Here is a 12,337-nt window from a genome sequence, read left to right as displayed (position 1 = left end):
TATAATATGTTTAACCGGACTCAAAAAGATATTTTACAGCTGCTGAATACGCTGCTGAATTTTCAGAAAAGCATAATAAACATCAATACGAAAGAAGAATTGAATGAATGTCTTATCAAATGTCAGGAAGCAGCTATTAGTGTTGGAAATGAAATTGAAAAGAATGATTCAGATTTAAAGTATATTGTCAGTGAATTAGAGCAGTATTGTGAGATTATATATAGTATTTCACAGACAGACAGTTATGCTGAAATAGAAAAATATTTCAAGCTGATAAATGATATAGTTAATAGTGTTATTAAGCAGATTAAAGAAGTTAAGGTTAAATATAGAGTAGTGTTTCTTCCATATAAAGCAGATATGTGGGACAGCCTTGAAAGTATATGGGTTGAATTTGCAAAGGATAACAGATTCGACTGTAAGGTTGTTGCAATACCATATTTTGATGCAAATAGACAGACTGGGCAATGGGAGCCACGTTATGATGCACTTAGATTTCCAAAGAATGTACCGATAGTACCTTTTGAGGAATATAATCTTGGAGAAATGCAGCCGGATTTAGCGTTTATACATAATCCATTTGATAAATATAATCTTGTTACATCGGTTCATCCTGATTATTATACAGTGGAATTAAAGAAATATATAAAGCATTTAGTGTATGTTCCTTATTATGTTAATTCAGGTTTTATATCAGACCAATATAAGCAGCTGCCAGCATTATTAAGGTGTGACAGCATAGTTGTCCAATCAAAATCAGCTAAAAAATCGTGTGAGAAAGAAAGATTTTTTGATAAGGTAATAGCTTTAGGCTCACCCAAATTTGATAAATTAATTAATAGTAAAGATAAAGTCAGCGTGCCAGAAGAATGGATTCAAAAATCAGCAGATAAGAAAAAGATTATGTTGAATACAACTATAAGTGATTTGTTAGGATTTGAGGGCAATGATAAGTCTTTGATTAATAAATTAAGAAATTTATTTGATATAGTTTCACAAAGAAAGGATGTTGTTATTATATGGCGTCCACATCCATTGCTGGAAGCAACAATTAAATCACTAAGAGTAGAGCTGATAGAAGATTATAATGCATTAATAAATGAATTTATCAGTTGCGATTATGGAATATATGACAAAACAGGAGATGTATCCAATACAATAATATATTCAGATGCATATATAGGTTCTGATTACAGCTCCGTTATCAATATGTTTGAGGTATTAGGGAAACCTATTTATTTGTTAAATAGTAATATTATATATGATAATTCAAAAGGCAGTTTACCAGCAGATAAGGCATTTAGTAAGCCATCTGTATATGCGTATTTTGCAGCCAGAGAGTCAGAAGAATATGCAATTAATAATTTTTTGGATGATCTTGTAAATGATAATTTAGAAAATGTAACAGAGAAAGAAATTGTTGAGAGCAGGAACTTGGCAGAAAATTTAGATGGCACTTGTGGAGAGAAGATTTATAGATATTTTTCTGAAAAGCTCATTAAGGAGGAAATTTAGAATGGCAGTATTTCCAGATAGTTATTTTGAAACAGAAATTCGAGAAGGATTTGAAGTCCAGTCAATGATGAAGCGTGCGTGGGCAGGTCAAATAGAAGTTATGGAAGAGATACGCAAGGTTTGTGAAAGACATAATATAAAGTGGTTTGCAGATTATGGGACATTATTGGGGGCGGTAAGACATAAAGGATTTATACCCTGGGACGATGATATCGATATCGGAATGAAAAGAGATGACTTACAGAATTTTATTAAGTATGGAAAAGATGAACTGCCAGAGGAATATAAGATTTTATGTATGGATTTAGAACCAGAGTATGATTCATTAATCGTAAGGGTTGTTAATTCGACTACGATATCTGATGATGAAGCCAGAATGAAAAAATATCATGGTTGTCCATATGTATTGGGCATTGATATATTTCCACTTGATTATCTGTCAAGAGATAAGGAAGAAAGAGAACTTCATATAGAAGTTGTAAATATTATATTAGGAGCTATTGAAAATGTTGCATCTCCAGATATTTCTAAAGAAGATGTAGATGATTATATAAGACAGGTAGAGCAGTTAACAGGTACTGCAATAGATAGGACAGTTCCTCTTAAAATAGCATTACTTAGATTAGCGGAGAAATTATGCAGTATATATGGTCCGGAAGATGCAGATGAAGTTGCTGGAATATGGAGATTAATCTGGCAGAATAATTTTCATTTTCCTAAGGAATGGTTTGATGATTTGATTGAAATTCCGTTTGAAACAGTAACAGTGCCAGTACCTAGGGAATATGATAAAATTTTAAGAATTAAATTCGGAGATAATTATATGACTCCAATTAAGGAGATTACTCATAATTATCCATTTTATAAAGAACAGGATAAAATAATACAAGAAATGCGTGGTAATTAAAGTTTCCACAGATTAGAAAGAGGTAATTTATAATGAATACAATTGTAAAGTTATCAGATGAACAGCATAGAAATCTACAGTTAAATGAGCTTGAGTTAATTGTTGAAGTAGATAGAATATGTAGAAAATATAATATAAATTATTCTCTTGATGGAGGAACACTGTTAGGAGCGGTAAGACATAAAGGATTCGTTCCGTGGGATGAAGATGCAGATGTTATCTTTACAAGACATGAATACGCTAAATTTTACAGAGCTTGTAAAAAAGAATTAAAAAGGAATGAATTCTTTTTACAGGAATATAGGACAGACCCATATTATAGATGGGGCTATGCCAAATTAAGACATAAAGATACTGAATATGTAAGAAGTGGGCAGGAGCATTTAAAATATAAAACAGGAATATGCATAGATGTATTTGTTGTGGATAATGTACCTGATAATAAAATAGCTAGGAGTTTATTTTATATATACAATGTTCTGCTTAGAAAAATATTATATTCAGAAATAGGTAAGGATAAGGGGAATAATATATTACTTAGAAGTATATATAATCTTTTGTACAGAGTTCCTAGAAATGTAGTATTTAAGATGAGAAATGCAGTTGCATATAAATGTAACAAGAAAGATACAGAACTTGTAAGTCATTTACTTTATCCATATCCTAAAAAGGATTGTAAATATGGAATGCCAGCAGAATGTTTTTCAGAATATATAGAGCTGGAATTTGAAGGTATGAAGTTTAAAGCAATAAAAGATTATGATAGATATCTTACATTATTATATGGTGATTATATGACGCCACCACCTGAAGAAGACCGTAATAGTCTAAATGTTGCTGCATCAAAAATATTAACTAAAGAAATTACGTTACAGGAAATACAGGATAGATATAAAAAAGAAAATATATAACAAAAGGGGTGATAATATGGCAAATATTGCATTAATAATAGCAGGTGGTTCGGGTGTACGTATGCATCAGGACATACCTAAGCAGTTTCTTACAGTTAACGAAAAACCAGTAATAGTCTATACATTAGAAGCATTTCAAAATCACGCGGATATAGACAGTATAGCTGTAGTTTGTCTTGAAGGCTGGGAACAGGTATTAAGAGCGTATGCTAATCAGTTTAATATATCCAAGTTGGAATATATTGTAAAAGGTGGAGATAATGGACAAGGTTCTATAAGAAATGGCGTATATGAACTTGCGCAGCATTTTAATAAAGATGATATAGTGCTTATTCACGATGCAATCAGACCGATGGTATCACAGGAGATTATATCAGACTGCATAGTTAAGACAAAGCAGTATGGTTGTGCTATAGCTACAATACCTTGTGCAGAAGCTATGTTAAGTACTGAAGATGGTAAAATTTCAACAGGAAGTTATCCGAGGGATAATCTAAAGAGAACACAGACACCACAAGGATTTTATCTTGGTGATATATGTGATTTACACAAGAGGGCGCTTGAAGCAGGAATAACTAATTCAATAGCTTCGTGTACGCTTAAGATAGAAATGGGTGAGCAGGTTTATTTTTCAGCAGGTTCTGAAAAGAATATAAAGTTAACGACAGTTGATGATATAGATATATTTAAAGCATTGTTACTGGCAAAAAGATCTGACTGGTTAAAGGGATAAGATATGAATATATATAATAATGCTGTTTATATGGAAGATTTAAAAAATACCATAGATATGACAGTAGGAATAGAACAGTTAAAAAACAAAAAGATATTAGTGACAGGTGCAACAGGGACTATTGGCTCATATATAGTGGATACAATACTGGCATATAGTCATATATATAATGCTAATATATGCGTGTATGCTGCGTGCAGAAATAATGATAGATATAGTGAAAGATTTAGCCAGTGTCCATGTGAAGTACATTATGTAGAATATGATATGTTAAAAGACATAAAATTTGATATGGATATTGACTATATAATACACGCAGCAGGTAATGCATATCCTACAGCTTTTGCTAATAATCCGGTGGAAACAATAGTTGGTAATGTAAACAGTACATATAACATATTAGAGTATGCAAGAAAGCACAGCACAAGAAGGGTATTATACGTTTCTTCGGGTGAAGTATACGGGAATATAAGTGCTGATATAAATGGAGTTAAAGAAGAACAGCTTGGAAATGTAGATGTTCTTATGTCAAGATCCTGTTATCCATTGAGTAAAAGAACGACAGAAAATCTCGGCGTTTCTTATAATAAAGAATATGGAACTGATGTGGTGATAGTAAGACCCTGTCATACGTACGGTCCAACTATTACAAAGAATGATAACAGGGCTAATGCCCAGTTTATAAGAAATGCTATAGAAGGAAAAAACATAGTATTAAAAAGTTCTGGTGAGCAGATGCGTTCATATTGCTATGTTGCAGATTGTGCTGCTGGTATATTGACAGCATTAATTAATGGTAAAAGCGCAGAGGCATATAATTGTTCTAATCCTGATAGTGTGCTGACTATAGCAGATTTTGCTAAAACAATAGCTCAAATAGCCGGTACAAAGGTTATAATGGAAAATCCAACTAATCGGGATATTGCTAATAGAAGTCCAATAAGAAATCAGATATTGAATGCAGAAAAGCTATATAACCTGGGGTGGAAGCCGTTATATGGAATAGAAGAAGGAATTAGAAGTGTGCTTAATATATTAAAATAATAAACACTTAATAATATTAGGAGAAGACTATGGAAAATAATGTAAAATTAACAATTTTATGTGTAGTATATAATCATAAAGATTATATTAGAAGAACAATAGAAAGCTTTTTAAATCAAAAAACTGAATACAAATATGAAATACTTATTCACGATGATGCTTCAACAGATGGGACTATAGATATTTTAAAAGAGTACGAAAAGAACTATCCTGATATTATTAAGGTATTTTATGAACAGAAAAATAAATATAGAGAGAAAAAGCTTAAAGATGAGCTTTACAATATTGTAGAAAATTATGCAAAAGGTGATTATCTAGCCTGGTGTGAGGGTGATGATTATTGGATTGATAACTATAAGGTTCAATTGCAGCTTGATTATTTAGAAAATCACAGGGATTGCGTTATGACTGCACATAACGGAATATGTTATGATTGCAGAACAGGAGAAATGCAAGCTATAGATGGTTTTGATGAGGATAAGGATGTATCAATGCAGGAAATACTTATTCATAAGAAAAATTGTTTTCCAACAGCTTCTATGATTATGAAAAAAAATATGTTTATAATGGACAAGCCTTTTAATGAATGTAGTATAGGAGATTGGACATTAATGATATATTGTGCGACAAAAGGGAAAATACATTATTTTAACAGGATTATGTCTGTATATAGATATATGACAGCAGGATCGTGGTCAAAAAAAATTAATGAATTAGAAAATTATATAACATTTTCTTTAGATATGGCACGTTTTTTCACTGAGTTAAATATATATACCAAGAATGAATATAAAGAACAGGTAGATGGTATTATAAATGGATTCTATAAAGGGGCAGCTTTCTTTCTGCTAAATAATGAAGTTAAGGATGAAGCTTTATCAGAGTTAAAAAATATTGTAAATGATAGATTGTTATTTGATGTTGCGGTATATTGGAATGAATTAATACAGTATAAATATGAATATAAAAAAGAAATTGAAAGAATGTCACAATATGTAGAACAGCATAATAGAATATATGTGATGGGAACAGGAGATGTGTCTGGGATTATAACAGAATTTCTGCATAAAAGAGGATTGAAATTTGATGGATATGTCATTTCAAATAATCAAAGCACCAATGGAGTATTTTATGGTAAAAAGGTACTGCATTTACAAGATGTAAAAGGTAATAAGGATGATATAGGAGTGATAATTGCGATAAAGAAGAGATATCAGGAGGAAATAGAGAACTCCTTAAAAGATAATGGCTTTTCTGATTTTATATGGTCGATATTATAGAATAGGATAAGACCAGAAAGCACTTGTCAGATTTAGGTGCGAATAAGATGACGATGTTAATTAATGAAGCATTAGAGACTATGTAAATATTAGAAATGAATATTTAATAAATGGAGATGAAAATCATGGAAGATAAAATATTAGTAACCAGACCATCAATGCCACCATTTGAAGAATATGTAAATGAAATAAAATCATTATGGGATTCGCATTGGATTACAAATATGGGAACATATCATCAGCAGTTAGAAGAAAAATTAAAGAATTATCTTGAGGTACCGAGTTTATCATTAATGGTAAATGGACATATGGGTTTGGAACTTGCAATTCAAGCTTTTGATTTTCCCGAGGGTTCAGAAATTATAACAACTCCTTTTACATTTATATCTACAACACATGCAATCGTTAGGAACAGGTTAAAACCGGTATTTTGTGATATAAAACAAAGTGATGGAACAATAGATGAAACTAAAATAGAAGATTTAATTACAGAAAATACAGTGGCAATTCTTCCGGTACATGTATATGGAAATGTATGTAATGTAGATGAAATTCAAAGAATAGCAGACAAATATAATTTAAAAGTTATTTATGATGCAGCACACGCCTTTGGAATTAAGTACAATGGAAAAGGCATAGGCAATTATGGTGATGCCAGTATATTTAGCTTTCATGCAACTAAGGTTTTTAATACCATTGAAGGTGGTGCTGTTACATTTTCGGATGTAAAATTATATGATAAATTATATAATTTGAAAAATTTTGGTATACGTGGCGAGGAACTAGTAGTTTCAATAGGTGCTAATGCGAAAATGAATGAATTTTCAGCTATTATGGGGCTTTGTAATTTGAAACATATAGATGAAACGATAAAAGCCAGAGAGAAAAGATGTAGCTATTATAATGAAAAAATAAGTGAATTAAAAGATATTCACTTGTTTAATAAAATAGATAATGTAGTAACTAATTATGCTTACTATCCAATCATTGTAGATAATAAAACAGATGGTATATCAAGGGATGGGTTATACAAATATTTGCGCAGTAAAGAGATTTATTCAAGAAAATATTTTTATCCAATAACAGCTGATCAAGCTTGTTTTAAGAATAAATATAGAAATAATCAATTAGACAATGCTAGAGAACTATCTGATAAAATATTGGTTCTTCCATTTTATGAAGATATACAGAAGAGTGAAATGGATAGAGTAATTGATGGTATATATGAATATGTTAATATTGGGAGAGATTAATTTTGAATAATAATAAAAAGAAAGCTCTTGTTTTAGCCGGGGGATATGATCAAATTGCCTTAATTAATGAATTAAAACAAAAAAAATACTATATTATTCTTGCAGATTATTTGGATAATCCTCCAGCCAAAAAGGAAGCGGATTGTTTTATGCAAGTAAGTACTTTAGATGAACAAGCAATATATGATATTGCCAAGACAGAACAGGTTGATACTATTATTACTGCATGCACTGACCAGGCGTTACTAACGGTAGCCAATGTATCTGAAAAGTTGCATATGCCATTTTATTTGTCTAAAGCTTGTGCAGAAAGTGTAACTAATAAGTTTTATATGAAACAAAGGTTTGAAGAAAATAACATTCCAACAGCAATGTATAAATTATATGAAAACAAAATAGATAAAGAGGAATTTCAAAAGTTTAATGATTTTCCATATGTAGTGAAACCTTGTGATTGCAACAGCTCAAAGGGCGTTAAAAAAGTTGAGAATATAGAACAGTTAAAAGGTGCAGTCGATACAGCTTTTTCCCTAAGCAGAAGCAGCAAAATTGTAGTGGAAAAGTATTTAAGTGGGTATGAAATTTCAATAGATATATGGGTAAAAGAATATGAACCATTAATTTTAGATGTTACCAAAACTAATAAAATGAATGCAGGGACAGGGGCATTTACAATATATCAAAGCTTTTATTCAATAGATGACATTTCGTATGATTTACAACATCAGATATATGAAATATCAAAAAAAATAAGTAAAACATTTGATATAAAAGATGGACCAATGCTGGTTCAGGCTATTGTTCAGGATAATGATATATTCGTATTAGAATTCAGTGCCAGAATGGGAGGAGGTTCAAAATATAAACTTATAGAATATATTACAGATGTAGATATAATGAAATTGTATACAGATTTTGTGGTTGATAACATTAATTCGGATATTAAGTTATCAAATAAGAAAAAGTTATATGAAATGGATTATATATATGCTTATAATGGAGTGATTGAAAGAATTGATGGCTTTGAAAAAGCAAAGCAGGAAGATATTATAAAAGAGTTTTTTCAATATAAAGAAAAAAATTCTGAAATAAGACAGCGACTTATAAGCAGCGATAGAGTTATGGGAGTGTTATTAGAAGCAGAGTCTGTTGAAGAAATATTAGAGAAAAGAAAAAAATTACTGGAAATGACCCAAATCATAGCTACTAATGGGAAAGACATAATGTATAGGGAATGTTTTGATATAAGAGGATAAGTAAATGGAAGAACAACGGACATATTTTGTATGTGGTGGTGGTCATCAGGGACTTGCCATGGCAGCATACCTTTCGCTGAATGGTGAAAAAGTTACATTGTGGAATCGAACAAGAGAACATATAAAAGATGTTATAAATGATGGAACAATACATTGTTTAGGTGAAATAGAAGGAATTGCAAAAATTGAAAAGGCTTCAGATATAATAGAAGAGGTAATTTCAGATTATATATTAGTGACAGTTCCAAGTAATGCATATGCAGATATAGCCAAAAAGATTGCACCGTATATTAATAAAAAAACAATTATAGTGCTTAATCCAGGAAGAACATTTGGGGCAATACATTTTGCAGAAGAATTAAAAAAATGTGGAGTAAAAGAACTGCCACAGATAGCAGAAACGCAGACAATTGTTTATACTTGTAGAAGAAGTGAATTGAATGAGGTAACTATATTTGCAATGAAAAAAGATGTTAAGATAGCAGGATTGTCTAATTGTAATATGCATATGGTAATGGACAAAATGCCGGCTTCATTAAAGAAATATTTTCTTGTAGATGATAGTATAATGAGAATCTCATTGTCGAATGTAGGAATGATATTACATTGCGCACCTGTACTTATGAATATTGGTTGGATTGAAAATGATAAAGTTGCATTTAAATATTATTATGATGGAATATCAAAAACTGTTGCAAAATATCTTGAAAAAATGGATGGTGAAAGATTAGCAGTTGCGAATAAAATAGGGTATTCTATAGAAACAGTAGCTGATTGGCTTAGAAGAACATATGAGATAACAGGTGATAACTTATATGAGTGCATAAAAAATAATTGTGCATATAAGGAAATTGATGCACCTCCATCTTTGAATAGCAGATATATACTAGAAGATGTTCCTAATGGGTTAGTTCCAATAGAACATATTGCAAGGGAATTAAAAGTGGAAACTCCACATATTACCAATATTATTGAATTAGCTAATGCGGTATATGAAACAGATTTTAGAAAAAGTGGAAGAACATTTCCATTGTGCATTATAAAATCATATAGTGAAAAATAAGAGGTTTGAATTATGAAAGCTCAAAAGAATGAAAAATTTGGATTAATAAAAACACTGATTGATGCACATACGATGGGAGTATATGCAGCAGCAGCGCTATTAAAAGACTGTGGGTATACGGTGATTATGTCAACGGCAAGAGAAGAAAGAGCCTTGGAATCTTTGGAAAGTGAAGAAAGTAAAAAAATAATTGTAGAATGGATTAAAGAAAATGAAATAAAACATATTGGTATTTCATATCGCTTAGATCCTAATGATGCTGTAAATATAGTAGGTCGTTTTGTTACACTATTAAAAGATCAAAGATGCTATGAATGTTTAGAGGCTGTAGTCAAGAGCATATATTTTGCTGGATTAAAGCCTGCTTGTGAAATGATAGAAAAAGAGTATAACGGAAGAATTAGTACATTTAAAGGTGGAGAGTCAGCAGAAGAAACACTGGCGGTAATGGGAGTACCTGAAGAAGAAATGCCAGAAAATATTGTGTCAGGCTGTAAATATGATCGTGAAATATTGAAATTTGGAAAAAGTATTATAACAGATGGTGCTTATAAAAATGAAAAACCTTTAGATAAAAAGAAATATAGTGATTATGGAAAAACAACAGATTCATTAATCAAGCGATTAGATAATGGATTTAATTGTGGATTTGCACCATTAATAAGGGCACATTCAGGTCCATATTCACCAGATATGACAAGAGAAGATTGTTTGAAACAGTATTTAGAATGGTGCAGGATACTTGCCAATTCAGGATATTTGGATATATTATCGATAGGTTCGTCACAGTTATCACAATCTAATTTTGGTGAAAATTGGAGTGGTAAAATTAATGGAGGAGGAGTACCTGTCAATTCAGAAAAAGAATATATAGATATTTGGAATGCAGCAAAACCTATGCTTGTAAGGACATATTCAGCAACAAAAAATGTTAGAAATATGGCTGAAATGTACGAAAGAACAATACATATTGCCTGGCATGCTCTTTCATTATGGTGGTTTGATGAGTTAGATGGAAGAGGTGTTAATAACTTGTATCAAAATCTAAATGAACATATTGATACAATGAAATATGTTGCGTTTAATAATACACCGGTTGAGACAAATGTGTCACATCATTTTGCATTTCGAGGTTGTGATGACGTAACATATATACTGGCAGAAGTTTTGGCAGCGAAAATGGCAAAAAAATGTGGTGTTAAATATTTTATATTACAAAATATGTTAAATACGCCACGTAGCACCTGGGGAATACAGGATCTTGCAAAATCAAGAGTAGTGCTGAAGCTGATTAAAGAATTAGAAGATAGTAATTTTAGAGTAATATTTCAGACGAGAGCTGGATTGGATTATTTTAAACCTGATATTGAAGAGGCGAAGATTCAATTAGCAGCAGTTACTGCTATGATGGATGATATTGATCCGTATAATATATGTAATCCAGAAATAATTCATGTGGTAAGTTACAGTGAGGCTTTATATTTGGCAACACCGGATATAATAAATGATAGTATAAAAATTACTCGTAAAGCATTGCATGAATATAGGAATAAGAAAAAAGAATTAGATATTATTACAGAGGCAGAAGATAAAATTGCAGTAAGAATGATGCAGCTTGAAAATGATACAAGAAAATTATTAAAAGTAATGGAAAATAGTATTCCTAACTTATATTCTGCAAAAGGACTTTATATTGCATTTGTGGCTGGGTGGCTTCCTGTACCACAATTATGGTTAGATTCTGATGAGTTTAAAATGGCTAAACAATGGCAGATTCAAATGAGTAATGGTGGTTTAGCAATAGAAAAAGATGGTTTAATAATGTCGGTTGATTCCAGAATAAATAAGTGTATAGAAAATATTAAAAAGGCAGAATATATATTTAAAAGTAAGTATGGAGATAAAAGACTATGATAGAGAAGAATGAGGATTATTGGTCTGCTCGTGCATTAAGGGAATATCAATACAAAGGTGAAAAATTATATACGATTACAGCAGCACCTTATTATGTGAAAAGAAGAGAAATAATTATAAGAACACTAAGAAGACTAATAAAAAAATATAAAGTGAAAAAAATAGCAGATTTAGGTTGCGGAGATGGTGAATATTTACGAATATTATATAATGATAATTATAAATTCACAGGGGTTGATATTTCAAGTGAAATGTTAAAAGTAGCGAAAGAGCGATGTAAAGAGTATTCTAATGTGAATTTTGAATGTTCAGGAGATGGAATTAAAGGTGATGAGAGTTATGATATGATATATATTGTAGCCGTTTTGGCGCATATAACTGATGATACAGTAAATGAATTAATACAAAACGCATATAACAAATTAAAAGTGGGGGGGTATTGTGTATATGTGAACAAATAG

The 12,337-nt window shown here is 30.9% G+C and carries 11 protein-coding genes; all 11 read left to right on the top strand.

Features of this window, described 5'->3' with window-relative positions; all coding sequences use genetic code 11:
• Positions 1–6 precede the first annotated feature (6 nt).
• The 11 genes from C7390_RS11250 (at position 7) to C7390_RS11200 (ending at position 12,337) form a co-directional block, all read left to right on the top strand.
• Positions 7–1,515 (top strand): CDP-glycerol glycerophosphotransferase family protein, encoded by a 1,509-nt coding sequence (locus C7390_RS11250; RefSeq protein WP_055176998.1) that lies wholly within the window; start codon positions 7–9, stop codon positions 1,513–1,515.
• A 1-nt stretch (position 1,516) separates the two neighbouring features.
• Complete coding sequence (locus tag C7390_RS11245) at positions 1,517–2,422, top strand: LicD family protein (RefSeq protein ID WP_055177001.1); 906 nt, start codon at positions 1,517–1,519, stop codon at positions 2,420–2,422.
• Positions 2,423–2,454: 32 nt separating this feature from the next.
• A complete protein-coding gene (locus tag C7390_RS11240) occupies positions 2,455–3,333 on the top strand; it encodes a LicD family protein (protein WP_318295683.1) in 879 nt (292 codons plus the stop codon).
• Positions 3,334–3,349: 16 nt separating this feature from the next.
• Positions 3,350–4,066 (top strand): IspD/TarI family cytidylyltransferase, encoded by a 717-nt coding sequence (locus C7390_RS11235; protein ID WP_055177004.1) that lies wholly within the window; start codon positions 3,350–3,352, stop codon positions 4,064–4,066.
• Between the two features lie 3 nt (positions 4,067–4,069).
• Positions 4,070–5,110, top strand: a complete 1,041-nt coding sequence (locus tag C7390_RS11230) for an NAD-dependent epimerase/dehydratase family protein (protein WP_055177007.1) — start codon at positions 4,070–4,072, stop codon at positions 5,108–5,110.
• A gap of 29 nt (positions 5,111–5,139) precedes the next feature.
• On the top strand, positions 5,140–6,390 hold the full coding sequence (locus C7390_RS11225) for a glycosyltransferase (RefSeq protein ID WP_116444212.1): 1,251 nt from the start codon (positions 5,140–5,142) through the stop codon (positions 6,388–6,390).
• A 125-nt stretch (positions 6,391–6,515) separates the two neighbouring features.
• Positions 6,516–7,643 (top strand): DegT/DnrJ/EryC1/StrS family aminotransferase, encoded by a 1,128-nt coding sequence (locus tag C7390_RS11220; protein ID WP_055177018.1) that lies wholly within the window; start codon positions 6,516–6,518, stop codon positions 7,641–7,643.
• A gap of 2 nt (positions 7,644–7,645) precedes the next feature.
• Entirely contained in the window at positions 7,646–8,899 is a 1,254-nt protein-coding gene (locus tag C7390_RS11215; RefSeq protein WP_055177021.1) for an ATP-grasp domain-containing protein, read from the top strand.
• Between the two features lie 4 nt (positions 8,900–8,903).
• The gene (locus tag C7390_RS11210) at positions 8,904–9,962 is read left to right on the top strand and encodes an NAD/NADP-dependent octopine/nopaline dehydrogenase family protein (RefSeq protein WP_055177024.1); all 1,059 of its coding nucleotides are present in this window, start codon (positions 8,904–8,906) and stop codon (positions 9,960–9,962) included.
• Positions 9,963–9,974: 12 nt separating this feature from the next.
• Positions 9,975–11,876 carry a hypothetical protein gene (locus C7390_RS11205; RefSeq protein ID WP_055177027.1) on the top strand — a complete coding sequence of 634 codons (1,902 nt, stop codon included), beginning with the start codon at positions 9,975–9,977 and terminating at the stop codon, positions 11,874–11,876.
• Positions 11,873–12,337: a class I SAM-dependent methyltransferase gene (locus C7390_RS11200; protein WP_090140824.1), complete on the top strand. Its 465-nt coding sequence runs from the start codon at positions 11,873–11,875 to the stop codon at positions 12,335–12,337. The genes C7390_RS11205 and C7390_RS11200 overlap by 4 nt, the downstream gene beginning before the upstream one ends.

Origin of the sequence: Bacteroides galacturonicus (genome assembly GCF_003096855.1) — a bacterium.
Taxonomy (GTDB): domain Bacteria; phylum Bacillota; class Clostridia; order Lachnospirales; family Lachnospiraceae; genus Lachnospira; species Lachnospira rogosae.
This window is presented reverse-complemented; position numbering and strand designations above follow the sequence as displayed.

Bases quoted from the DNA above. Each gene is read 5' to 3' on its own strand.
- C7390_RS11225 (WP_116444212.1), top strand. From the start codon at position 5,140: ATGGAAAATAATGTAAAATTAACAATTTTATGTGTAGTATATAATCAT.
- C7390_RS11235 (WP_055177004.1), top strand. From the start codon at position 3,350: ATGGCAAATATTGCATTAATAATAGCAGGTGGTTCGGGTGTACGTATG.
- C7390_RS11205 (WP_055177027.1), top strand. From the start codon at position 9,975: ATGAAAGCTCAAAAGAATGAAAAATTTGGATTAATAAAAACACTGATT.
- C7390_RS11200 (WP_090140824.1), top strand. From the start codon at position 11,873: ATGATAGAGAAGAATGAGGATTATTGGTCTGCTCGTGCATTAAGGGAA.
- C7390_RS11220 (WP_055177018.1), top strand. From the start codon at position 6,516: ATGGAAGATAAAATATTAGTAACCAGACCATCAATGCCACCATTTGAA.
- C7390_RS11240 (WP_318295683.1), top strand. From the start codon at position 2,455: ATGAATACAATTGTAAAGTTATCAGATGAACAGCATAGAAATCTACAG.
- C7390_RS11250 (WP_055176998.1), top strand. From the start codon at position 7: ATGTTTAACCGGACTCAAAAAGATATTTTACAGCTGCTGAATACGCTG.
- C7390_RS11210 (WP_055177024.1), top strand. From the start codon at position 8,904: ATGGAAGAACAACGGACATATTTTGTATGTGGTGGTGGTCATCAGGGA.
- C7390_RS11230 (WP_055177007.1), top strand. From the start codon at position 4,070: ATGAATATATATAATAATGCTGTTTATATGGAAGATTTAAAAAATACC.
- C7390_RS11245 (WP_055177001.1), top strand. From the start codon at position 1,517: ATGGCAGTATTTCCAGATAGTTATTTTGAAACAGAAATTCGAGAAGGA.